Source organism: Streptomyces sp. NPDC012466 (assembly GCF_042955215.1).
In the GTDB taxonomy this organism is placed as follows: domain Bacteria; phylum Actinomycetota; class Actinomycetes; order Streptomycetales; family Streptomycetaceae; genus Streptomyces.
Genome location: NZ_JBIBEQ010000005.1, coordinates 349,469 through 371,868 on the forward strand (window position 1 = coordinate 349,469; position 22,400 = coordinate 371,868).

At 72.9% G+C, this 22,400-nt stretch carries 20 protein-coding genes and 2 pseudogenes; 14 read left to right on the forward strand and 8 right to left on the reverse strand.

Translation table 11 applies throughout. The annotated features are described in order from the left end of the window. Nucleotides 1-14: 14 nt before the first annotated feature. Together ACFY9E_RS20655 and ACFY9E_RS20660 are read left to right on the forward strand one after the other, a co-directional pair. Complete coding sequence (locus tag ACFY9E_RS20655) at nt 15-704, forward strand: HAD-IA family hydrolase (RefSeq protein WP_390985908.1); 690 nt, start codon at nt 15-17, stop codon at nt 702-704. A 201-nt stretch (nt 705-905) separates the two neighbouring features. After that, nucleotides 906-1,592, forward strand: coding sequence for a TetR family transcriptional regulator (locus tag ACFY9E_RS20660; RefSeq protein ID WP_390985910.1), 687 nt, complete (start codon nt 906-908; stop codon nt 1,590-1,592). Here the strand turns inward: ACFY9E_RS20660 and ACFY9E_RS20665 are convergent. Further along, nucleotides 1,580-3,082: an LVIVD repeat-containing protein gene (locus ACFY9E_RS20665; RefSeq protein ID WP_390985913.1), complete on the reverse strand. Its 1,503-nt coding sequence runs from the start codon at nt 3,080-3,082 to the stop codon at nt 1,580-1,582. The genes ACFY9E_RS20660 and ACFY9E_RS20665 overlap by 13 nt on opposite strands. Before the next feature lie 190 nt (nt 3,083-3,272). On the opposite strand from ACFY9E_RS20665, the gene ACFY9E_RS20670 reads away from it, so the two are divergent. Beyond that, a complete protein-coding gene (locus ACFY9E_RS20670) occupies nt 3,273-3,929 on the forward strand; it encodes a DUF305 domain-containing protein (protein ID WP_390985916.1) in 657 nt (218 codons plus the stop codon). Nucleotides 3,930-3,959: 30 nt separating this feature from the next. Here ACFY9E_RS20670 and ACFY9E_RS20675 read toward each other — a convergent pair whose 3' ends face one another. Next, the gene (locus ACFY9E_RS20675; protein WP_390985919.1) at nt 3,960-4,415 is read right to left on the reverse strand and encodes a DUF6214 family protein; all 456 of its coding nucleotides are present in this window, start codon (nt 4,413-4,415) and stop codon (nt 3,960-3,962) included. 209 nt (nt 4,416-4,624) lie between these two features. Here ACFY9E_RS20675 and ACFY9E_RS20680 point away from each other — a divergent pair, with 209 nt between their 5' ends. Further along, the gene (locus ACFY9E_RS20680) at nt 4,625-5,968 is read left to right on the forward strand and encodes an FAD-dependent oxidoreductase (RefSeq protein ID WP_390985922.1); all 1,344 of its coding nucleotides are present in this window, start codon (nt 4,625-4,627) and stop codon (nt 5,966-5,968) included. A gap of 78 nt (nt 5,969-6,046) precedes the next feature. Here the strand turns inward: ACFY9E_RS20680 and ACFY9E_RS20685 are convergent, their stop codons facing one another. Continuing rightward, nucleotides 6,047-6,397, reverse strand: coding sequence for a helix-turn-helix domain-containing protein (locus ACFY9E_RS20685; RefSeq protein ID WP_390985925.1), 351 nt, complete (start codon nt 6,395-6,397; stop codon nt 6,047-6,049). Nucleotides 6,398-6,515: 118 nt separating this feature from the next. Between ACFY9E_RS20685 and ACFY9E_RS20690 the strand changes: the two genes are divergently transcribed. Continuing rightward, complete coding sequence (locus tag ACFY9E_RS20690; protein WP_390985928.1) at nt 6,516-7,595, forward strand: tRNA-dihydrouridine synthase; 1,080 nt, start codon at nt 6,516-6,518, stop codon at nt 7,593-7,595. A gap of 34 nt (nt 7,596-7,629) precedes the next feature. Here ACFY9E_RS20690 and ACFY9E_RS20695 read toward each other — a convergent pair whose 3' ends face one another. Beyond that, nucleotides 7,630-8,970 (reverse strand): PHB depolymerase family esterase, encoded by a 1,341-nt coding sequence (locus ACFY9E_RS20695; protein ID WP_390985931.1) that lies wholly within the window; start codon nt 8,968-8,970, stop codon nt 7,630-7,632. Between the two features lie 444 nt (nt 8,971-9,414). On the opposite strand from ACFY9E_RS20695, the gene ACFY9E_RS20700 reads away from it, so the two are divergent. Further along, a complete protein-coding gene (locus tag ACFY9E_RS20700) occupies nt 9,415-10,203 on the forward strand; it encodes a pectate lyase (protein ID WP_390985934.1) in 789 nt (262 codons plus the stop codon). A gap of 73 nt (nt 10,204-10,276) precedes the next feature. Here ACFY9E_RS20700 and ACFY9E_RS20705 read toward each other — a convergent pair. Continuing rightward, a pseudogene (locus tag ACFY9E_RS20705) lies at nt 10,277-10,579 on the reverse strand (PaaX family transcriptional regulator C-terminal domain-containing protein); the annotation flags it as partial. On the opposite strand from ACFY9E_RS20705, the pseudogene ACFY9E_RS20710 reads away from it, so the two are divergent. Then, a pseudogene (locus ACFY9E_RS20710) lies at nt 10,571-11,098 on the forward strand (acyl-CoA dehydrogenase family protein); the annotation flags it as partial. The pseudogenes ACFY9E_RS20705 and ACFY9E_RS20710 sit on opposite strands and share 9 nt — an antisense overlap. A gap of 126 nt (nt 11,099-11,224) precedes the next feature. Then, nucleotides 11,225-13,240, forward strand: a complete 2,016-nt coding sequence (locus ACFY9E_RS20715; RefSeq protein ID WP_390985937.1) for a HEAT repeat domain-containing protein — start codon at nt 11,225-11,227, stop codon at nt 13,238-13,240. Between the two features lie 4 nt (nt 13,241-13,244). Here ACFY9E_RS20715 and ACFY9E_RS20720 read toward each other — a convergent pair whose 3' ends face one another. Next, nucleotides 13,245-13,829, reverse strand: coding sequence for a hypothetical protein (locus ACFY9E_RS20720; RefSeq protein ID WP_390985940.1), 585 nt, complete (start codon nt 13,827-13,829; stop codon nt 13,245-13,247). Between the two features lie 213 nt (nt 13,830-14,042). Between ACFY9E_RS20720 and ACFY9E_RS20725 the strand changes: the two genes are divergently transcribed. The 4 genes from ACFY9E_RS20725 to ACFY9E_RS20740 all read left to right on the forward strand — a co-directional run bounded on the left by ACFY9E_RS20725 (nt 14,043) and on the right by ACFY9E_RS20740 (nt 17,994). Next, nucleotides 14,043-15,200 carry a WD40/YVTN/BNR-like repeat-containing protein gene (locus ACFY9E_RS20725; RefSeq protein ID WP_390985943.1) on the forward strand — a complete coding sequence of 386 codons (1,158 nt, stop codon included), beginning with the start codon at nt 14,043-14,045 and terminating at the stop codon, nt 15,198-15,200. 99 nt (nt 15,201-15,299) lie between these two features. After that, nucleotides 15,300-15,977, forward strand: a complete 678-nt coding sequence (locus tag ACFY9E_RS20730; RefSeq protein WP_390985946.1) for a uracil-DNA glycosylase — start codon at nt 15,300-15,302, stop codon at nt 15,975-15,977. Then, a complete protein-coding gene (locus ACFY9E_RS20735; RefSeq protein WP_390985949.1) occupies nt 15,974-16,960 on the forward strand; it encodes a BadF/BadG/BcrA/BcrD ATPase family protein in 987 nt (328 codons plus the stop codon). Before ACFY9E_RS20730 ends, ACFY9E_RS20735 begins: the two co-directional genes overlap by 4 nt. Before the next feature lie 110 nt (nt 16,961-17,070). After that, complete coding sequence (locus ACFY9E_RS20740; protein ID WP_390985952.1) at nt 17,071-17,994, forward strand: sirohydrochlorin chelatase; 924 nt, start codon at nt 17,071-17,073, stop codon at nt 17,992-17,994. An 84-nt stretch (nt 17,995-18,078) separates the two neighbouring features. Here the strand turns inward: ACFY9E_RS20740 and ACFY9E_RS20745 are convergent, their stop codons facing one another. Both ACFY9E_RS20745 and ACFY9E_RS20750 read right to left on the reverse strand, forming a co-directional pair. Beyond that, nucleotides 18,079-19,104 (reverse strand): beta-propeller fold lactonase family protein, encoded by a 1,026-nt coding sequence (locus ACFY9E_RS20745; protein ID WP_390985955.1) that lies wholly within the window; start codon nt 19,102-19,104, stop codon nt 18,079-18,081. A 234-nt stretch (nt 19,105-19,338) separates the two neighbouring features. Then, complete coding sequence (locus tag ACFY9E_RS20750; RefSeq protein ID WP_390985957.1) at nt 19,339-20,829, reverse strand: FUSC family protein; 1,491 nt, start codon at nt 20,827-20,829, stop codon at nt 19,339-19,341. 199 nt (nt 20,830-21,028) lie between these two features. Here ACFY9E_RS20750 and ACFY9E_RS20755 point away from each other — a divergent pair, with 199 nt between their 5' ends. Together ACFY9E_RS20755 and ACFY9E_RS20760 are read left to right on the forward strand one after the other, a co-directional pair. Further along, nucleotides 21,029-21,505, forward strand: a complete 477-nt coding sequence (locus tag ACFY9E_RS20755) for an Lrp/AsnC family transcriptional regulator (RefSeq protein WP_031111300.1) — start codon at nt 21,029-21,031, stop codon at nt 21,503-21,505. Nucleotides 21,506-21,524: 19 nt separating this feature from the next. Next, nucleotides 21,525-22,220, forward strand: coding sequence for an HAD-IA family hydrolase (locus ACFY9E_RS20760; protein ID WP_390985960.1), 696 nt, complete (start codon nt 21,525-21,527; stop codon nt 22,218-22,220). The last annotated feature ends 180 nt before the right edge of the window (nt 22,221-22,400 follow it).

A 22,400-nucleotide genomic window follows, 5' to 3' on the forward strand; every position in this document is an offset into this window, starting at 1 on the left:
CGTAGGATCGCCGCATGACGGCCGTGCTCTTCGACTTCTCCGGGACCCTCTTCCGTGTCGAGTCCACCGACTCGTGGCTGCGGGGCGCCCTGGCCGGGGCCGGTGTCCGGCTCGCGGAGGCCGAGTCGGCCGCCGCGGTACGGGCGCTGGAGTCGGTCGGGGCGCTGCCCGGTGGCGGTGACCCCGCGCGGGTACCGGAGGACCTGGCCGACACCTGGCTGGTCCGGGACCAGAGCGCCGCTGCGCACCGCGCGGCCTACACCGGCCTCTCCCGGCAGGTCCCGCTCCCCGACCCGGCGCTGTACGACGCGCTGTACGACCGTCACATGACTCCGGCCGCGTGGGCCCCCTACCCGGACGCCGTCGAGGTGCTGCGCACCCTGCGGGAGCGGGGCGTCCCCGTCGGGGTCGTCAGCAACATCGGCTGGGACCTGCGTCCCGTCTTCCGCGCGCACGGCCTTGATCCCTACGTCGACGCGTACGTCCTGTCGTACGAGCACGGCGTCCAGAAGCCCGACCCTCGGCTGTTCGCCACCGCCTGCGAGGCGCTCGGCGCCGATCCGTGCAAGACCCTCATGGTCGGCGACGATCGCAGGGCGGACGGCGGCGCCACCGTTCTGGGTTGCGGGGTGCACTTCGTGGACCACCTGCCGGCGGCCGAGCGGCCGGACGGGCTGCGTCCGGTCCTGGATCTCGTGAGCTGAGGGGCGCACGCCCCGGACATGAGTGATCAGCCCCACACCGGAAAGTAGCCCGAGGCCACTACCAGGGCCGATTGCTCGCCCGCCTCGGACGATCCCCCGCGTCGCCCGAGGCAGACGGCATCACCGGCCCAGACCTCACGGGTCTTGGCCGGACGCTCTGAGTATAGTTGGCTGGCAGCCAGTCAACACAGGAGTTACCGCATGTCTCCGCGTAGCGCCTCGGTCAATGAAGAGTTGCGGCGGCGTTCCCGGGAGCGGCTCCTGCAGGCGGCGGTCGAGCTGGTGGGCGAGCGCGGCTACGACGCCACCACGCTCGGCGACATCGCGGACCGCGCGGGTTCCGCCCGCGGCCTGGTGTCCTACTACTTCCCCGGCAAGCGCCAGCTGGTGCAGTCCGCCGTGCACCGGCTGATGCACCGCACGCTGGAGGAGGCACTGGAGCGGGAGCCGCGCACCGAGGACGGCCGGGAGCGGATGGCCCGGGCCATCGACGCGATCCTGGGTCTGGCCAGGGACCGGCCCGTGCTGATGCGCCAGCACATGGCGGGGATCCTCCAGGCGGAGGGCTTCATGCAGTGCCCGGAACAGCGGCGCCTGGCCGAGCTGCTGCGGGACACCATGGCCCGGCACGGATCATCGGACGTCGACGGCGACTACCCGATGATGCGCGCCCTGCTGATGGGCGCCGTGTACGCGGCCCTGGTGCCGGGAGTGCCGATGCCGGTGCCGGTGCTGCGGGCCGAGCTGTTCAAGCGTTACCGGCTCGACTGGGAGCTGGGCCTCCCGCCGGAGACCGGAGCCTCCGGCGGGAGGGGCGACAAGGATCTGTCGCGGTTCTTCGCGACCGGGGCCGCACCGGAGTGCGGTCCGCCGGGTCAGTCGAAGTAGTCCGGCTGGGTCTGCACGTTGAGCTCACGCTGGTGGACCCGGCGCGCCGGGTCCGTGCGCCGGTCGTCGATCTTCAGGACGTCGAAGCCCCGGGCGTACTCGTTCGAGTAGATGTAGCCGTTGTAGTAGTACGCCGACCAGGAACCGCCCGACTTGATCGTGTCGGTGGTCAGCGGGCCGCGGTCGAAGTAGGCGATCTCCTTCGGGTTGGCCGAGTCGGTGAACTCCCAGACGGAGACGCCGCCCTGGTACCAGGCCTGGACCATGATGTCCTTGCCCTTGACCGGGATCAGCGAGCCGTTGTGGGCCACGCAGTTCTCGGTGTCGGCCTGGTGGCGGGGGATCTTGAAGTAGCTGCGGAAGACCAGCTTGCGCTTGTCGCCCTTGCCGACGATGTCGTAGATGCCGTCGGCACCGCGGTCCGGGCCGATCTCCGCGTTGCAGGTGGCCGCGCCGCCGCCGCCCAACTCGTCGGTGTAGACGACCTTGTTCGCCTTCTGGTTGAAGGTCGCCGAGTGCCAGAACGCGAAGTTGACGTTGTCCTGCACCCGGTCGATGACCTTCGGGCGTTCCGGGTCCTTGATGGAGAACAGGATGCCGTCGCCCATGCAGGCGCCCGCGGCCAGGTCCTTCGACGGCAGCACCGTGATGTCGTGGCAGCCGGTGGTCTTGGACACGCCCGGGTTGGTGGGTCCGCCCGGGTTGCCGCCGCCGTCCGGCCCCTCACCGGGGAACAGCACGGGGAAGCCGACGACCTTCGCCTTCTCGGGGGCGCTGCGCGGCACCTTGATGACGGAGATGCCGTCGTGCGGCGGCTGGCAGTCGGGGTAGGCGGCGTTCGGCGAGTACGACGAGACGTACACGTAGACGTTGCGCCGCTCGGGCACCAGCGTGTGGGTGTGCGAGCCGCACGCGGTCTCGACGGCGGCGACGTACCTCGGGTTGCGCTTGTCGCTGATGTCGAAGACCTTCATGCCCTCCCACGAGGACTTCTCGGTCGCCGGCTGGGTTGTGCTGGAGCAACTGCTGTCGCTGCGCGAGGAGTCGGTGGACAGGAACAGCAGGTCACCGGAGACGGAGATGTCGTTCTGCGAGCCCGGGCACAGCACTTGGGCGACGGTCTTCGGCGTCCTGGGGTTGCTGATGTCGAAGATGCGGAAGCCGTCGTAGTTGCCCGCGAACGCGTACCTGCCCTGGAAGGCGAGGTCCGAGTTCGTCCCCTGGAGCACGTCCTTGGGGACGTGGGCCAGGTGCTGGATGTTGTCGGAGTGGACGATCTCGTCCTGGCCGGGTATGTCACCGTTGCGGATGGCCTCACGGACCTCGGCCCGGTCGCTCTGGGAGACCTTCTTGGGCGCGGGCGGCGCGTCCCCCGGGTCGGGGGTGGCCCCTGCCGGTGCCGCCGTGAGGAGCGCGCCCAGCAGCCCGGCGGCTGCGGCGGCAACTCCCATGCGTCTGCGACGCGTTCTGCGGTCGTTCAACAGGATCACTGTTTTCCTCCCTGGTTCCGTTCACTGCGGAACGGTTCACGCACCACGCAGTATCGTCTTCGCCATGCACATACCAACAGAGGGCAACAGAATCGCAATGAAGTTTTCCGATCAATGACCCGCGGAAGCGTGCCAGTACGTCGTCCGCAACCCGAGGTGCGTCCCAACCCGCTTGTCACAGGAGGTCGTTGTGCTCTTCCGCCGTGCGTCCCGGACGTCCGCCGTCGCGGCGACGGGGCTGGTCGCCCTGGCCGTGCTCGCGGCCGGGGGCTGTGACTCCGGTCCGGACCGCGAGCCGGCCGCCGCGGACGGGCCCGCCGTGATCGCCCCGGGTGAGCCCGGCGAGGCGAACCGCACCCTCTCCGCCGACGAGGCCGCCGACCGGCGCTCGGAGAACGACTCCCCCAATTCCGCCGACGTCTCCTACGTCCGCATGATGATCGAGCACCACACCCAGGCCCTGGTGATGACCGAACTCGTCCCGAAGCGCGCCGGGTCGAAGGACGTGAAGCGAATCGCCGAGCGCATCGCGGCCGGCCAGAAGCCCGAGATCGAGGCCATGAAAGGCTGGCTGAAGTCGTACGGCAAGCCGCTGAAGGCCGAGCGGCACGAGCACGCCACGATGCCCGGCATGGCGACGGAGGCCCAGCTGAAAAAGCTCCGCGCGGCCGACGGCGAGGCGTTCGACCGCCTCTTCCTGACCCTGATGACGACTCATCACCAGGGTGCGATCACGATGGCCACGGACGTGAAGGGGCAGGGCAACAACATCCGCGTCGAGGAGATGGCCGACGAGGTGATCGCACAGCAGACGAGCGAGATCACCCGGATGCGGAACATGCTCTGAACACGCCCCGGGGCGGGGCCTCGGCCGCTTTCAGCGCCGGGCGCGGCGTGGTGACAGCAGACCCGCGTCCCGGGCCTGGCCGATCAGCCTGAGCGACGTACGACGGCTGTGCCCGGTCGCGCCCATGACGGCGAGGACAGGGTCGGCGCCGTCCAGCTGGGCGGCGCGGTACTCCTGCGCCACCAGCCGCCGCCCCTCCGCGCCGCGCGGCCAGGCCGGCCGGGCACGGCGCCCCTCACCCCCGCGGCTGTCGGGCCCGGACCCGGCGCACGCCTCGGCCACCGACTCCTCGATCCAGTCGGCGAGCACGGCCAGGTCGTCCAGGGACAGTGCGGGCTGGGCCCGCACCTCCTCGACGCAGACGCATCCGCCGCCCACGACGGCCAGCGCGTCGACCCGGGCGCCGTCCGCGAAGGCCAGCCGGAACTCGAACCACCGGGTGGCGCCCTCGTTCTCCCGCACTTCCCACGCGGGGCGCACGGACACCGCACCGCCCGCCGGAGAGCGATCAGAAAGATTCAGAAAGGAGGCTTCCAGCACACACCGAACGTAACCGCATGATCACATTCCCTATAGATCGGACACGCGCCCGGGGCGGCGCACAGCACCCTGTCAGCGGAGCCCGGCCGGTGCGATGCTGGAGGCGTCAGCGCTCTCCCGAGATCCGCCGGATCCCCCGGGTAAGGAGTTCCGCCGTGCTGCGCGTCGCCGTCGTAGGTTCCGGGCCGAGCGGGTGCTACACCGCTCAGAGCCTCGTCCGGCTGGACTCCGAGGTGTGCGTCGACGTCCTGGACCGGCTGCCGTGCCCGTACGGTCTCGTCCGCTACGGCGTGGCGCCCGACCACGAGAAGATCAAGTCGCTGCAGAACCATCTGCGCGCGGTACTGGAGCACGACCGGGTGCGGTTCCTCGGCGGCGTGCGGATCGGCCCCGACGGGGTGACCGCGGCGCGACTGCGCCGGCTCTACCACGCGGTGGTGTACTGCGTGGGCGCCGCCACCGACCGGCACCTGGGCATCCCCGGTGAGGACCTGCCGGGAAGCTGGTCGGCCACACAGTTCGTGTCCTGGTACAGCGCCCACCCGGACGCCGTGGACGCCGGTTTCCTGCGGGACGCCCGGTCGGCCGTGGTGATCGGCGTGGGGAACGTCGCCGTCGACGTCACGCGCATGCTGGCCCGGGGACCGGCCGAGCTCACCCCGACGGACATGCCGCAGGCGGCCCTGGCCGCCCTGGGGGCGAGCCGGGTGACCGAGATCCACATGGTGGGACGGCGGGGTCCGTCCCAGGCCCGGTTCACCACCAAGGAACTGCGCGAGCTGGGCACCCTGCCGCAGACCGACGTGCTCGTGGACCCGGCGGAGCTGGCCCTGGACCCGGGGTACCAGGACCCCTCCGCGCTGCCCGCCCCGCAGCGCCGCAACGTGGACGTGCTGCGCGACTGGGCCGAGTCGCCCCCGACCGGCGCACCGCGCCGCATCCACCTGCGGTTCTTCCTCCGCCCGGCCGAACTGCTCGCCGGGCAGGGCCACGTGCGCGCGGCGCGGTTCGAGCGGACGGCCCCGGACGGCCACGGCGGCGTGACGGGAACGGGCCACCACGAGGTCATCGAGGGGCAACTGGTTCTGCGCTCCGTGGGCTACCGCGGGGTGCCCCTGGAGGACCTCCCGTTCGATCCGGTCACCGGTACGGTCCCGAACCTGTGCGGCCGGGTCCTGCGCGAGGGGGCCGCCTCCCCGGGCGAGTACGTGGCGGGCTGGATCAAGCGCGGCCCCACGGGCGTCATCGGCACGAACCGCCCCTGCGCGAAGGAGACCGCGACGTCCGTCCTGGAGGACGCCCCGGCGCTCGCCCTGCGGGCCGTCCCCGACGACCCGCTCCCGCTGCTGCACGCCGAGGGCATCCACCCGGTCGAATGGGAGGGCTGGGAGTCGATCGAGCGAGCGGAGGCGGACCTGGGAGCCGCACTGGGCCGCGGAGTGGTCAAGCTCCCGGACTGGCAGTCCCTTCTGAAGGCCGCAGCGGGCCGGACTCCTTAGGGACGCGGGGCCGGAGTACCGCACGACTCGGCCGCGCCGGCGCGACAGGCCCCGGCCCGCCCGCCCCCGGCGAACGATTCAGCCACCGAGACGGACGTCCTGCCGGGCAGCCGCGTCGAGCAGCGCACCCATGAGCCCCGGGAACAACGCGTCGAGCTCGTCCCGCCGCAGCCCGTTCATCTTGGCCGTCCCCCGGTACACCTGCCGGATGACCCCGCTCTCCCGCAACACCCGGAAGTGGTGCGTGGTGGTCGACTTGGTGACCGGCAGCTCGAAGTCCGAGCAGGACAGCTCACCGCGCGCGCCGGCGAGCTCCCGCACGATCCGCAACCGCATCGGGTCCGAGAGCGCGTGCAGCACCCCCTCCAGCCGAATCTCGTCACGCGCGGGATGCGGCAGGTCACGACTGCTGACGACGGGGGACGTCACGGCGGCTCCACTTCCTCGGGAACTCCCATAGTACGAGAACCTTCGTAGTTTGACATCCACCGTACTACGATGCCTATCGTACGAGTCGACCTCGGCCCCGTGACGAATGGAGTCCGCCGTGACCGCGCTCTTCGAGCCCTACACCCTGCGCGAGCTGACGATCCCGAACCGCGTGTGGATGCCCCCGATGTGCCAGTACTCGGCGGCGCCGGAGGGCCCGCAGGCCGGGGCCCCCACCGACTGGCACTTCGCGCACTACGCCGCCCGCGCCACCGGTGGTACCGGCCTGATCATCGTCGAGGCCACCGCGGTGTCCCCGCAGGGCCGCATCTCCCCCTACGACCTCGGCATCTGGAACGACACGCAGGTCGAGGCGTTCCGCCGCATCACCCGCTTCCTCACCGCGCAGGGCACCGTTCCGGCCGTCCAGCTGGCCCACGCCGGCCGCAAGGCCTCGACGGACCGCCCCTGGAAGGGCGGCGCCCCGGTCGGCCCGGAGGCCCACGGCTGGAACGCCGTCGCCCCGAGCCCGCTCGCGTTCGACGACCGGCACCCGGCCCCGGCCGAGCTGACGGTCGACCAGATCGGGGACATCGTCGAGCAGTTCGCGGCGGCCGCCCGCCGCGCGCTCGCCGCCGGTTTCGAGGTGGCCGAGATCCACGGCGCCCACGGCTACCTGATCAACGAGTTCCTCTCCCCGCACTCCAACCACCGCACCGACGCCTACGGCGGCTCGTACGAGAACCGCACCCGTTTCGCCCTCGAAGTCGTCGACGCCGTGCGGGAGGTCTGGCCGGACGACAAGCCGCTGTTCTTCCGCATCTCGGCGACGGAGTGGCTCGAGGACGGCGGCTGGAGCGCGGACGACACGGTCCGTTTCGCCACCGACCTGCGGGACCACGGCATCGACCTGCTGGACGTCTCCAGCGGCGGCAACGCCTCCGGCGTCCGCATCCCCACCGGTCCCGGCTACCAGGTGCCCTTCGCCGCCCGGGTGAAGAACGAGACGGCCCTGCCGGTCGCCGCGGTCGGCCTCATCACCGACGTCGAGCAGGCCGAGAAGATCCTGGCCAACGGCGAGGCGGACGCGGTCCTGCTGGGCCGCGAACTGCTGCGCAACCCCTCGTGGGCGCGGCTCGCCGCGCGGGAACTCGGCGGCGAGGTACGGGTGCCGGACCAGTACCACCGGTCGGTTTGATCCGACCGTCCGGTCCGGCACTCGCGCAGGTACGTCAACCGGCCGCGCACGCCGTCCCGTTGAGCGTGAACGCGGCCGGAGCGGCGCTGTTGCCGCCGTGACCGGCCTGATAGCCGATGCTCACGCTCGAACCCGGCGCGATGGTGCCGTTGTACGAGACGTTGGTCGCGGTGACCGACCCGGACGACGGTGCGTACGTGGCACCCCAGCCGCCCGTGACCGTCTGCCCCGCCGGCAGCGTGAAGCCGAGTTTCCAGCCGTTGACGGTGGTCGCGCCGGTGTTGGTGACGGTCACGGTGGCGGTCAGGCCGGTGTTCCAGGCGTTCACCGAGGCCGTCACCTTGCAGGCGCCGGGCTGGGGCTGGGGAGCCGGGCCGGAGCTGTCCAGGCCGAAGAAGGTGAGCACGCGGGACGCCATGCCCTGGGCGTACAGGTTGTGGCCGACGCCCTGGAGGCTGATGGCCTCCACGGGGGCCCGGTCGCCCGTGCCGCCGTAACGGGTGCGGGTCCAGCCGGATTGGGGGGTGTCGGTGACGGTGGGCGTCCCGCTCACGCCCTGCACGTCGGTCCACTGCTTGATCTGCTCCCCGAAGTTGGGGTAGCGCAGGACATCGTCCTGGGTGCCGTGCCAGATCTGCATCCGCGGGCGGGTGCCCGTGTAGCCGGGGTACGCGCCCCGGGCCAGGTCGCCCCACTCCTTCGGGGTGTGGGTGACCGTGCCGCCCGAGCAGGCGCTGTTCCACTCGGAGCCGTCGGTGGTGGCGAAGCAGCCGAACGGGACGCCCGAGAAGGCGGCGCCCGCCGCGAACACGTCCGGGTAGTCCCCGAGCAGGACGTTCGTCATCATCGCGCCGGAGGAGATGCCCGTGGCGAAGATCCGGCCGGTGTCGGCGTCGTAGGTGCGGGTGACCCAGTCGATCATCGATTTGATGCCGACGGGGTCGCTGCCGCCGCCGCGGCGCAGAGCCTGGGGCGAGGAGACGTCGAAGCACTTGCTGCTGCGGGTGACGGACGGGTAGAGCACGATGAACCCGTACCGGTCGGCCAGCGTGTCGTACTCGGTGCCGTTGTACATGTCGGGGCCCGAGCCGGTGCACCAGTGCACGGCCACGACGACGGCCGGTTCGGGAGTCACACTCTCCGGCACGTACAGGTACATGCGCAGGTTGCTCGGGTTGGTGCCGAAGTTCGTGACCTCGGTGAGGGCCGCGGCGGGTACGGCCCCCTGGCGGGCGGAAGCGCGGGCGGGCTCGCCCGCGGCCACCGCGGGCGCGGTGAGCGCGGAGGCCGCGAGCAACGGCAGCAGCGCGGCGACGAGCGCGAGGAGGATCGACCGCAGGGGTCTCCTCGTCGCGGGGTGGGGGGTGGCAGACACGTCCGGGTCCCTTCCGTTGTGGGGTGCGGTGCGCAGGACGTCGTACGGGCTGTTCAGCAGTGGAATCGGGCGGTGTGAGCGGGGCGCTGGGCCTTCGGACAGTCACCTCCCGCGGCTCGCTGCCGAGGAATGGAGGGACGCATCCGTTCGGCATGGTGGCATGGACATGGCTCCCATGGAAGCGCTCCCACGCGTCTGCCGCCGTCATCAGGACCGGCCGAATCCGTTCTGCGTGAGCCGTTGACTAGAAAGCGCTTGCCCTCTACGTTCCGTTCAACAGTGTGACCCGTTGAGGGGAACGGGTGCACTTGTTCCGCACTACGGGAACAGCACGGCGAACGCAATTCATGTACGTGAAGGCCATAAGTCACGGACCCCCCACGGGACGCACGACCACCGGAAGGCCCTGACCCCATCCACCCCCACGACAGAAGGAATCGGGACATGACTTCTGCGACACGTCCGCCCGCCCGCCGGCGTGCGCTGACCGGCGCACTGGCCACACTCGGCCTGTCGGTTGGCATGATCATGACCATGAATGCCCCCGCGGCGAACGCCGCCACCTGGCCGACCCCCAACGGCAGCCAGGGCACCTCCTCCACCATCTCCGTGTCCGGCACCAAGGACTACGGGATGAAGCGGTACTACGGCACCGGGGCCCTGGCCGGAGACGGCCAGGAGGAGGGCCAGGACCCGATCTTCAAGCTGTCGGACGGCGCGGTGCTGAAGAACGTCATCCTCGGCGCCCCCGCGGCCGACGGCATCCACTGCGAGGGCAGCTGCACACTGCAGAACGTCTGGTGGGAGGACGTCGGCGAGGACGCCGCCACCTTCCGCGGCGGCAACGGCGCCACCTACCAGGTGATCGGCGGCGGCGCGAAGAAGGCGGCGGACAAGGTCTTCCAGCACAACGGCGGCGGCACGCTGACCATCTCCAACTTCGCGGTGCAGGAGTTCAAGACGCTCTACCGCTCCTGCGGTGACTGCTCCACGCAGTACACGCGCAAGGTCAACCTCAACACCATCGACGTGACGGGCACCGGCACCACCGCGCGGCTCGTCGGCATCAACGTCAACCGCAACGACGTGGCGACCCTGCGGAACATCACGATCCGCAACGACTCCGCCCGCAAGGTCGTCCCCTGCCAGAAGTACAACAACAACACCGCCGTCGGCTCGGGGCCCGACAGCAAGAACTGCCTCTACTCCACCTCGGACATCACCTACAGGTAGTCCCAGGCCATCCCCCCACGGAGAAGGCGGCCGTGCGGAGCGCCCCGGCGGGCGCTGCGCACGGCCGTTCGCGTCAGGTGCCGCCGACGCGCGCGCGTACCTCCCCGGTCAGCTCCCGCTGGTAGTCGCCGTAGGCGGCGCGCAGTTCGGCGCCGGGCCAGTCGGCGGGCAGGAGCACCGGTGGCAGCACGGGGTCGGCGAGCAGGTGCCGCACGACGGCGGCGAAGGCGGTCAGGCGGTCGGCCGGGCGGGACCCGCCGGCGATGTGGGCGAGCAGCGCCCGGGCCGTGCCGGACCAGGCGTCCAGCGGCCAGAGGGCTTCGGCCAGTTCGCGCGAGGGCCGATCGGGCCGGGCCGTGTAGCGCTGGACCAGATCGCCACCGCCGTCGGCAAGTACTGGGTGACCAAGCGGGGCCCGGCCTTCACCGCGGAGGCATTGGAGTGCCTCGGCGGCAACGGCTACGTCGAGGATTCGGGTATGCCCCGGCACTACCGCGAGGCTCCCCTGCTGTCGATCTGGGAGGGCTCGGGCAACGTCAACGCCCTCGACGTGCTGCGGGCGCTGCGTCGCGAACCGGGCACGGCCGAGGCCCTGTTCGGGGAGCTCGCCCTGGCCCGGGGGGCGGACGCCCGGCTGGACGCGGCCGTGACAGGGCTCAAGGCGGGACTGTCCGAGGCGTCGCAGACGACGGCACGCCGTCTCGTGGAGCAGATGGCGCTGACGCTCCAGGCCTCCCTCCTCGTCCGGTACGCCCCGCCGGCGGTCGCCGACGGGTTCTGCGCGACGCGGCTCGGGGGCGACTGGGGGCACGCGTTCGGGACGCTGCCTCAGACGGCGGGCCTGGACGCGATCGTGGCGCGGGCACTGCCCGGCGGAGGCGTCGGCGCGGCCTGACCGGCCGACTCGAACTCCGGCCATCGTGCGCACAGTTCGCGCACAGTCACCTCCCGATTCCGCTTCGTTGTCGGTGCCGTGGTGCAGACTCCCCGTCAGGTGGCACTTCGCCCGGGGGAGGACAACGTGTTCAGGGGGATCGACGAGGTCGACTGGGCCTCGCTGCGCCATGCGAACGGCAGCGCGGAGGACGTGCCCGGATTGCTGCGGGGACTGGCCTCCGCCGACCCGGCCGAGCGACAGACCGCGCTCGACGGGATGTACGGCGCCCTGCACCACCAGGGCGATGTGTACGACTCGACGCTCGCCTGTGTTCCGTTTCTCCTCGCGCTCGCCGCCGGTGAGGAGGTGCCGGACCGGGAGGACGTGGTGGAACTCCTCGTCAGTATCGGCGACACCGGCGGGCCCCGCGACGATCTCGCGGCCGGAGCCCGTACGGCCCTGCGCGCACGGGCCGAGGCCTTCGTCCGGCTCGCCGGGGACGCGGACGCGGGAGTGCGCAGGGCGGTGCCCGGGGCACTCGTGCGGTTTCTCGACCAACCGGCGCGGGTGCTCGCCCTGTTGCGGGAGCGGATCACGGTGGAACGGGACGACCGGGTCCTGCTCGCGTTGACGGAGAGCCTCGGCCTGTTCGTCCAGCGGTACCGCCCGGACGGCGTTGCCCCTGCCGCCGAGGCGGTGCGCCTGCTGACCGAGCTGAGCGGGCCCCCGTACGGCCCCGGTCTCCGGCTCGCCGCACTCGGACAGCTCGCCGGGTGCGCCCCGGAGCTGCTCCCCGCCGATCTCGTACCGACCGTCGTCCACCTGCTCAGGGACAGATCCGGGCAACGGGCCCGGGCGGGGCGCCCGTACGACGGTCCGGGCCCGGACACGCTCGCTGGCCGGCTGCGGCGCCTGCGCCCCTCGGACGAGGAGGGCTCCCGGCTGCTGCGGACCCTGCACACCGCGCTCGGCGGCCGGGTGGCCGACCGGGTCGCCCTGCTGTGCGGGCAGTTGACCAGCCCGGATCCCCTCGACCGGTGCAACGGCGTGTGGATGTCGGCCGCGCTGCTGCGCGAATGGCGTAGCGGCCACGCGGAGCCGGTCACCCTCATCGGGACCCAACTGGGCGCGTCGGAGGGGTGGTTGCACGACGCGGCGGTCGCCGTCCTGGTGGAGCTCTTCGCGCTGGCCGCGCCCGCCGCGGACCACCTCCACGCGCTGGTGGCCTGCCGTCCCGAGCTTCGTGTACGGCACGGGGAGCGGGGTGCGCCGACTCTGGGCGGCCCGCTCAAGGCGCTGGCCCGGGCCGGGGACGCGCGGGCCACGCCGGTGCTGGCCGAGGTGCTGGCGGGCCCGGTCGTCCCTGACGACCTGGGGCTGGTGATACCCCACCTGGGCCGCGCGGCCCTGCCGCTCGCCCCCGCCTTGCGCAGACGGCTCGCGCGCGTGCCGCTCGACGCGTCCGACCCGCACGAGCGGGCCGTTCCCCTGCTGTCGGCCCTCGCCGCACTGGGCGACGCCGAGTCCGTTCCGGCGGTGTCACGTCTGCTGCGCGGCCTGCCGGACGGGCCGCGGCGGCGCGAGACAGTGACGGAAGCGGCGGTGCGTGCCCTCGGCGCGTTCGGCGGCGCCGCGCGCGAGGCGATACCGGATCTGCGCGGGCTGCTGGAGACCGACTGCGCGGTGGCGGCGGCGGACGCGCTGTGGTCGGTCACGGGCGATGCGGACGCCGTGCTGCCCGTGCTCCTCAGGGAGTTGACAGGCCGCGCGAGCAGTCGGCGGCGCCGTGCGGCGGCCGTACTGGGGCGGCTCGGGCCTGCGGCCCGTCCGGCCCTGCCGGGGTTGCGCGGGATGGCCCGCTCCGGTGACCCGTGGGAGCGGGTCACGGCCGCGTGCGCGATGTGGCGGGCAGCAGGTGAGCCGGAACAGGTCCTTCCTGTCCTGCGCTCCGCCTGGGCGGATCACCCGGGCACGCGTCGGACGGTCGCCGGGTGCGTCGCGGTCCTGGGCCCGGCGGGAGCGCCTCTGCACGACCTGCTCCGAGCGGAGCTCGCCTCCCCCCGGCGGCATCCGACCGCCCGCGGCGGCTACGGCATACGCGAGGACCTGGAGTTGCTGCGGATGTGCCGGGAGGCGCTGGCCGGAAGAGGGCACCCGTAGGCCCTCACCCCGCCGTACGCCCCCACATCGGGCCGAAGCGGGACCACTCGACGTCCCACTGGTCGATGCGGCGACGCTCCAGGCGGCCGCGCAGGGCGCGGCCGCCGAGCAGGGGCACGGCCGCGGCGCAGATGCCCGCCACACCGCCGATCAGGAAGGCGCGTACGCGGGCCTGGGGCACGGTGACGGGCCGGGTGACCTGACGGCCCTCGGGATCCGTCCACACCGTGACCGGGGTCCCGGCGGCGCTGCCCGCCGGCACCCGTAGCTGGCCGGAGTGCCCGGAACCGTCGGCGGCGGTCCAGTGTGCCGTCGCCCACACCTGCTCGGCGCGGGACACATGGGCGTTCCCCGAGGCCGTCCCGGGAGCGCGCTCGGTGAGCCGTCCCACGACGGGGTGCCATTCCACGCGCTCCCTGGCCAGCCCGTCCTCGACGGACCGGCTCACCGTCGTCCCGGCCAGCACCCCGGCGAACGCGGTGAGCATCCACACGCCCAGCACGACCCAGGCCTCCACCCTGTCCGCACGGCGCTTGAGCGGATTGCGCCGCCAGCGCCACAGCCACACCCTCGGACCACGTAACGCCATCGGAGGCCTCCTCCTCACGAGCCCACGACCATCCCGCCGCTCTCCCCATACGGACGGCGGTGCCTGGATGCTCACTACATCCGGGTGGGCGTGACGGCCCCCACGGGCCCCGGCCTTCGCGAGCGGCTTCCCGGAGCGGTCCGCCGCGCAGCCCGAGCGCGCCGCCGACACCCCGCTGACCTGCGACGGAGCGGGTTGCGGAGGTGACTGTCAGTGGTCGGGTGCAGACTGGCCGGTGTCTGGGACGAAGGCGTCGACGACGACGCCGCGGAGGTGATCGGCATGACCGAGGTTCTGCTCGCCGTGGGCACGCGCAAAGGCCTGTTCATCGGACGCCGGCGAGGTGGTGGCGCCTGGGAGTTCGACGAGAGCCCCTACTTCAACGCGCAGGCCGTGTACTCGATCGCCATCGACACCCGGGCCGGAACCCCGCGGCTGCTGGCCGGCGGGGACAGCGCGCACTGGGGCCCGTCCGTGTTCCACTCCGACGATCTCGGCCGGACCTGGACCGAACCGGCCCATCCGGCCGTCAAGTTCCCGAAGGACACCGGGGCGTCCCTGGAGCGGGTGTGGCAGTTGCACCCGGCCGCCGCCGAGCCGGACGTGGTGTACGCGGGCACCGAACCGGCGGCGCTCTACCGCTCGGAGGACCGCGGGGAGACGTTCGAGCTGGTCCGGCCCCTGTGGGAGCACCCCACGAGGTCGAAGTGGGTGCCGGGCGGCGGCGGTGAGGGACTGCACACCGTCCTCACGGACGCGCGCGACCCCAAGGCGGTGACGGTCGCCGTCTCGACCGCCGGAGTGTTCCGCACACTGGACGGCGGGGCGAGCTGGGCGCCCTCCAACTCGGGTGTCTCCGCGGTGTTCCTGCCCGACCCGAACCCTGAGTTCGGCCAGTGCGTGCACAAGGTCACGCGGGATGCGGTGACCCCGGACCGGCTGTATCTGCAGAACCACTGGGGGGTGTACCGCAGCGACGACGCGGGCGCGCACTGGACGGACATCGGCGAGGGCCTGCCGTCCACCTTCGGTTTCGCGGCGGCGGCGCACCCGCACCGGGGCGATACGGCGTACGTGTTCCCGATCAACGCCGACGCCGACCGGGTCCCGGCCGACCACCGGTGCCGGGTCTACCGGACGGCGGACGCCGGCAAGAGCTGGGAGCCGCTGTCGGCGGGGCTGCCCCAGGACGACCACTACGGCACGGTGCTGCGCGACGCGATGTGCACGGACGACGCCGATCCGGCGGGCGTCTACTTCGGCAACCGCAACGGCGAGGTGTACGCGTCGGCGGACGACGGCGACAGCTGGCGGCAACTCGCGTCGCACCTGCCGGACGTGCTGTGCGTGCGGGCCGCGGTCGTCGGCTGAGACGCGGATGGAACGGGGGACGAGACGGAGGACGAGGTCGCGGAGCAGCCTTGGCCACCGGTTGATCGCCGCTGCCCGTACGGCAGTAGGGTGACGCCCGTGGCACCACGACCCTTGCATGAGATCGTCGAAGCGGGCTGGGCGAAGGCCCTGGAACCGGTGACCGAACGCGTCGCCGCGATGGGGGACTTCCTCCGCGCGGAGATCGCCGCGGGCCGCACCTACCTGCCGGCCGGGCCGAACGTCCTGCGGGCCTTCCAGCAGCCCTTCGACGACGTGCGCGTCCTGATCGTCGGTCAGGACCCGTACCCCACTCCGGGGCACGCGGTGGGGCTGTCGTTCTCGGTCGCGCCCGAGGTGCGGCCGCTGCCCGGCAGCCTCATCAACATCTACCGGGAGCTGACCGCCGACCTGGGTCTCCCCCAGCCGTCCAGCGGCGACCTCACGCCGTGGACGCGGCAGGGCGTGCTGCTGCTCAACAGGGCGCTGACCACCGCCCCGCGCAAGCCCGGTGCCCACCGCGGCAAGGGCTGGGAGGAGGTCACCGAGCAGGCCATCCGGGCCCTTGCGGGGCGCGGAAAGCCGCTGGTGTCCATCCTGTGGGGCCGTGACGCCCGCAATCTGCGTCCCCTCCTCGGCGATCTGCCCTCCGTCGAATCCGCCCACCCCTCCCCCATGTCGGCCGACCGGGGCTTCTTCGGCTCCCGTCCGTTCAGCCGGGCGAACGACCTGCTGATCCGCCAGGGCGGCCAACCGGTGGACTGGCGCCTGCCGTGACCGGGGCGCCGGAGGGTTCCGGGTTCCTCGCCGTGGACTCCGGCGGCTCGGGTGTCCGTGCCGTGCTGGGGACCGCCGAGCGCGGTCCGCTGGCCCGGCGGGCCTCCGATGAGCCGGTCCGCACGGGCGAGCGGGGCATCGACCCCGAGGACCTCATGGCGCGACTCGTGCCGCTGGTACGTGCCTTGACCGCCGAGGCCGGACCGGTGCCGTTGACCACCGTGGTCGTCGGCGCGGCCGGGCTGGCGTCCCTGGGTGACGGGCTGCGCGCCGAACTGCCGGGTGCACTGGCCCGGGAGTGGGGCGTGCGCAGGGTCGCGCTGGCCGCCGATGCCGTGACCGCGTACGTGGGCGCGCTGGGGCCACGTCCCGGTGCCGTGATCGCCGGCGGCACGGGACTGATCGCGATCGGCACCGATCTCACCGGCTGGCGGCGTGCGGACGGCTGGGGGCATCTGCTGGGCGACTGCGGGGGCGGTGCCTGGATCGGCCGGGCCGGTCTCGAGGCCGCGCTGCGTGCCCATGACGGGCGTGCGGACGGCTCGGCCCGGCTGCTGGCCTGCGCCGAGGAGGTGTTCGGGCCCGTCGCGGGGCTGCCCGGGGCGCTGTATCCCCGTCCCGACCGGCCCGCCGTCCTCGCCTCCTTCGCGCCTCGTGTGGCCGCCTGCGCGGACGAGGATCCCGTCGCGGCGGGCATCCTGCGGGCGGCCGCCCGGCACATGGCCGACTCCGCGGTGGCCGTGTGCCCTTCCGGCGGTGAGCCGCGTGTCACCGTCACCGGCGGCCTGTTCAGGCTGGGCGACCCGCTGCTCGGGCCCGTGGACGAGGAATTGGCGCGGCGGCTGCCGCGGGCGCGGCGGGTGCCGGCCGAGGGCGATCCGCTGCACGGCTCGGTGCGCATCGCCGCCGAGCTGAGCACCGGTTCGCTGGCGTTGCCGGGTGACGAGAGGATGTTGTCCGTGACCACCCGGTCGGGTGATTGATCCCACCGTATCCGGTCCGTACGTAACTCATCAGACAAAACAGGACGGATACCGCTCACCTGCACCCTCCCCGAACAGGGGAACCCAAGAAGCCAGTAACATGCGGCGCCATGAGTTCCCCCACTGGGCCCGCGGATGGCCTGCCCGTACGAATGCCGCGCCCCCGCCAGCCCGGACGGCACCGCCGTCCCGAGCCGCTGGTTGCTCCCGAGGGCGCGCCCGCGCTCGTCCTCGCCGTGCCGGGGACGCCCAGTAGCGCCACGCGCAGCCTCGCCGAGGAGGTCGTGAGCATCGCCCGCTCCGAGCTGCCCGGCCTCGACGCCCGCATCGGGTACCTCGACGGGGACAACGCGGAGTTCCCCTCGCTGCAGGCCGTGCTCGTGCACGCCGCCGGGGAGCGCACGGCCCGTTTCGAGCAGGCCCGCGCCGCCGGCATGGACGTCAAGACGCCCGACGGCCCCGTCGCCGTCGTCGTGCCGCTGCTCGCCGGCCCGGACAGCGCGCTGCTGCGCCAGGTCCGCCAGGCCCTCATGGAGAGCCGTGTCGCCGCCGAGCTGACCGATGTCCTCGGCCCGCACCCCCTGCTCGCCGAGGCGCTGCACGTGCGGCTGTCCGAGGCCGGTCTGGCCCGTGCCGACCGTGCCCGGCTGTTCACCGTGGCGACCGCCGCGGACGGCATCATCCTGGCCTCCGTGGGCGGTGACGAGGCCGTGCAGGCGGCCGGGATCACCGGCATGCTGCTCGCCGCGCGCCTCGCCGTGCCGGTGATGGCGGCGGCCCTGGACCAGGAGGGCTCCATCGCCTCCGTCGCCGAGCAGCTGCGCTCCTCGGGCTCGCACCAGCTGGCGCTCGCGCCGTATCTGATCGGCCCGGAGATCGAGCAGGGCCTGGTCGAGGAGGCCGCGAAGGAGGCGGGCTGCTCCGCCGCCGAATCGCTCGGCCCGTACCCGGCGATCGGCAAACTGGCGCTGGCCAAGTACACGACGGCCCTGGGCATCGCGCCGCAGCAGGCGCAGAGCACGCCGGTCCGCTGAGGCGGGACGTACCGACGGGGAAGGCCCGCTCCGGTTTCGGAGCGGGCCTTCCTTCGTAGGGCCGGGCCCCCGGGGACCTCTCCGTCAGCCCAGGACCACGCACGACGCGGCCGTCACACCGATCGCACCGGCGCTTCGCGGTACGCCGGTCCGCGGGTCGACGGCGAACCAGGTCACATCTCCGGAGCGCTCGTTCGCGACGTACAGGAACCCGTCGGAGGCGGTGAGGGCGCGCGGCCAGTGGCCACCGCAGGGCACCGTGGTGACGAGCCGCAGCCCCTCGCCCTCCACGGCCAGCACGGACAGGACGTCCTCGCCGCGGGTGGCGGTCCAGACGAAGCGGCCGTCGGGCGAGACGACGATGCCCGAGGGGTAGGCGTCGCGTGCCGGTGCGCCGGACAGCACCGGCGTCTCGGAGAGCGGCGTCAGCACGCCCTCCGCCGCGTTCCAGCGGCAGACGGTGACGGTGGGGCTCAGTTCGTTGACGACGTACGCGTGCGAGCCGTCCGGGTGGAAGGCCAGGTGGCGGGGCCCCGAGCCGGGGCGCAGGGCGGTCTCCCGGTGCAGGGCGAGAGCGCCGTCCGTCAGCGTGCACACCCGCACCGAGTCCGTGCCGAGGTCCACGCTGACGGCCCACCGGCCGCTCGGATCGGCCTGCACCTGGTGGGCGTGCGGCCCCTGCTGGCGTGGGGTGTGCGGCCCCGCACCGGTGTGCCGGAGCACTCCGGAGGCGGATCGCGCGAGGGTGCCGTCGGGGCGGACGGGGACCGCGGTGACGCTGCCGGAGCCGTAGTTGGCGGTCAGGACGTGACCGGCGAACAGGGCGATGTGGGTCGGACCGCTGCCGTCGACCGGCACGGGCCGCCCGGCCGGCTCGGGCTTGTCCCCGTCCACCCGGTACGCGGCCACCGCGCCGTCGGCCGTCTCACTGACCGCGTACAGCGTCCCGCCGTCGGGCGAGAGTGTGAGGCAGGAGGGGTCCGGGACGGCGTTCACGCTGCTCAGCACGGTCAGCGCGCCGCTGTCGGTGTCGACCTGCGCCGTCACGATCCCCGGACCGCCGGCCGCCGTGAACGACCCGATGAACGCCCGCCGCCTGCCGTCCGCCACCGCTGTCTCCTCTCGCCGTGCCGCCCGCAAGGACCGCGCAGCCGATCATGCGCGGTCTAGACCAAGCGGTCAAGGGCGGGTCGCCCGGTCGGACCCGAGACAGTGGCGGCGGCCGGTCCGGGGCCGGCCGGCGGCCGGGAGCACCCGGTCCGGCCTCCGCACCGGGCGGCGAGCCCGACGCGGCGCGCGTCGGCCCGGCCCCGGGCCGACCCGGTGCCTCCGGGAGAGCGTCCCTCAGGCCCCCACCAGCGGGGAGCCCGACGGCGCGCGCAAGGGACGGGCCAGTTCGGACAGGGCTCGTTCCAGGCCGTGCAGATGGGCCAGGGCGGGTTCCGCGTGAGGGACCCCGTCCGCGTGGACCGCGATGTCCCTGCCCTCGGTGAGAGCCTCGACGGCGGCCTCCACCCGTCGGCAGGCCGTGGCCAGACGGGCGTCGTGGGAGGCCTCCGGGTCGGCCGCGACGGCTACCAGGCCGCGGATCTCCCGGGCACAGTCGTCGAGGAGGGCGAGCACGTGCCGGGCGCGCCGCTTGCGGCCGAGCATCGGGTTCAGCGGGTGCACGAGCGGGGCGACGGAGAGCCGTACCCGGGCGAGGAGCTGCTCCAGCTCCGCCACCCGCGGGGCCGGGTCCGCGTCCTGCGCCCCCGCCAGGCGCCGCGCGGTCTCGACGGCACAGGCGTGCACACAGCGCAGGGCCCGCCGGATCCAGGCGTCGGTGACGCTGTGGGTGGTGACGGGCAGGACGAGGATCACGGCCAGGGCGGCGCCGAGCGCCCCGACGCCGGTCTCGGCGAGCCGCAGGGCGAGCAGGTCCGGGCCGAGGACGCCGAGGAGACCGTAGAGCAGTCCGGCGAGGAGGGTGACCCAGAGCATCATCCAGGTGTAGGACACGGCGGCCGTGTAGAAGATGCCGAAGACGCAGACGGCGGCGAGCGCGGCCGTGACGGCCGGGTCGCCGTGCACGGGCACCGCCACGAGCAGGCCGAGGGCGATGCCGATGACCGTTCCCAGCAGCCGCCGGAAGCCACGGACCAGGGTCTCGCCGCGCGAGGTGGTGTTGACGAAGATCCACCAGGTGGCGCCGACGGCCCAGTACCAGCGCTGCCCGGACACCAGCTGGCCCACGACGAGGGCGAAGCCGGCCCCGGCGGTGGCCTGGATCGCCTGGCGGGTGGTCACGCGGGCCAGGCCGGTGCCGCCCGGCGGCGCGGGCACGGCGGGCACGGGCAGGCGACGCTCGTAACACCACAGGCCGAAGCGCACCACGGCGGCGGCGAGGACGGACAGCAGGACCGAGAGGTACAGCTGGGGCAGCTGGTCAGTGGTGGCGTGCAGGAACTGCGCCACGAAGAAGGTCATGAACGCGAACACGCCGAGGCTGTGCCCGCGCGGGCCCCAGCGACGCGCGTACACGCCCGCGCCGACCACGGCGAGGAAGGTGAGGTCGCGGGCCACCGGATGGTCGTGCAGCTCGGCCGCGGCGGTGAGCACCGGGAGGCCGACGGCGGGCAGCAGCGCGGTCGTGACCGCCTGGCCGCGGACCGTGGCGTCGGTGACGGTGAACAGGGCGAGCAGGGCGGCCAGACCGCCGGTGACGGCCCCCGCGAGGGAATGCCCGGCGAGGCCGCACACGGCGACCGCGAGCGCGATGCCGAGCACGGCACGCGCGCCGAACCGCAACCGCGTCCGCCCCGGATCCGGAGCCATGAACACCCTCTTCAGCACCGCTTACCGCCCCTCTCGAAACGCCGGTCATGAGTACGCACGAAAAAGGCGCCGCGGGGTCCGCAGCGCCATCGACTCCCCCATATGAGCATCTCGGAGGCCACTGGCTCAACCGGCCTCTTCTAGACTGGTCCATTGGTACTGCCGGAGCGGCCGAGGGACGGCCGCGGCAGAGCCAACGGACGAGGAGGACGCGCCCATGCCCGTGGACGAGCTCGACACCCGCATCCTGCGGTTGCTGCTGGAGCAACCGCGCACGAGCGTGCGCGAGTACGCCCGGATCCTCGGTGTGGCGCGGGGCACCCTGCAGGCCCGGCTCGACCGGCTGGAGCGCGACGGCGTGATCACCGGCACGGCACCGGCCCTGTCTCCCGCCGCGCTCGGGCATCCGGTGCTCGCGTTCGTGCACATCGAGGTCACCCAGGGCCATCTCGACGAGGTGGGTGACGCGCTGGCGGCGGTACCGGAGATCGTGGAGGCCTTCTCGATCACCGGTGGCGGAGATCTGCTGGCCCGGGTGGTGGCGCGGGACAACGCGCACCTGGAGGACGTCGTCCAGAAGCTGATCAGCATGCCCGGCGTGGTGCGCACCCGGACCGAGGTCGCCCTGCGCGAACGCGTCTCCCACCGGATGCTGCCACTGGTGGAGTCGATCGGGCGGTCGGCCCGCGGATGATCTTTGAGAGCATGGCGGCATGAGCACGCTCCACGGAACCTCGGTCATCTTCGATCTCGACGGAACGCTCGTGGACAGCGAGCCGAACTACTACGAGGCAGGCCGTCAGACGCTCGCGGCCTACGGCGTGGCGGACTTCACCTGGGCGGACCACGAGCAGTACGTCGGCATCAGCACCCAGGAGACCGTCGCGGACTGGAAGGACCGCTACGGCCTGCCCGCCCCGGTGGACGAACTGCTCGCCGCCAAGAACCGCCGCTATCTGGAGTTGGCCCGCGGCGCCACGCGCGCCTATGCCGAGATGCGCACGTTCGTCGAACTGCTGGCGGCCGAGGGCGTCCCCATGGCCGTGGCCTCCGGCTCGTCCCCGGAGGCCATCGCGGCGGTGCTGGCCGGAACCGGACTGGACGCGCACCTGTCCACCGTCGTCTCCGCCGACGAGGTCGCGCACGGCAAGCCCGCTCCCGACGTCTTCCTGGAGGCGGCCCGCCGGCTCGGCGCGTCCCCGTCCGACTGCGTCGTGCTGGAGGACGCGGCGCCGGGCGCCGCCGCCGCGCACGCGGCGGGCATGCGGTGCATCGCGATCCCGTACGTCCCGGCGCAGGCGGACGCACCGGAGTTCGCCACCGCGGATCTGCTTCTGCGGGGCGGCCAGGGGGAGTTCACGGCGCGTGCCGCGTACGACTGGCTCGCGAACCGGGCGCATCCGTCCTGAAGTCACCTCTCCCGGCCCGTTGACGCTCCCTCGTCCCCTCCCCAGGGCTTGGTCGATTATCCGTACAGCATTCGAGATTTCGACAATGTGACCACTCCGAGCGTCGCGGCTCCGTGGAGGAGCACCCATGGCACGGCCCCTCTCCAGACGATCCCTTCTCCAGGCGGCAACAGCTTCCGC

Excerpts from the sequence above, each read along its gene's own strand:
- ACFY9E_RS20700 (WP_390985934.1), top strand. The coding sequence starts at position 9,415 with ATGACTTCTGCGACACGTCCGCCCGCCCGCCGGCGTGCGCTGACCGGC.
- ACFY9E_RS20760 (WP_390985960.1), top strand. The coding sequence starts at position 21,525 with ATGAGCACGCTCCACGGAACCTCGGTCATCTTCGATCTCGACGGAACG.
- ACFY9E_RS20740 (WP_390985952.1), top strand. The coding sequence starts at position 17,071 with ATGAGTTCCCCCACTGGGCCCGCGGATGGCCTGCCCGTACGAATGCCG.
- ACFY9E_RS20660 (WP_390985910.1), top strand. The coding sequence starts at position 906 with ATGTCTCCGCGTAGCGCCTCGGTCAATGAAGAGTTGCGGCGGCGTTCC.
- ACFY9E_RS20755 (WP_031111300.1), top strand. The coding sequence starts at position 21,029 with ATGCCCGTGGACGAGCTCGACACCCGCATCCTGCGGTTGCTGCTGGAG.
- ACFY9E_RS20655 (WP_390985908.1), top strand. The coding sequence starts at position 15 with ATGACGGCCGTGCTCTTCGACTTCTCCGGGACCCTCTTCCGTGTCGAG.
- ACFY9E_RS20720 (WP_390985940.1), bottom strand. The coding sequence starts at position 13,829 with ATGGCGTTACGTGGTCCGAGGGTGTGGCTGTGGCGCTGGCGGCGCAAT.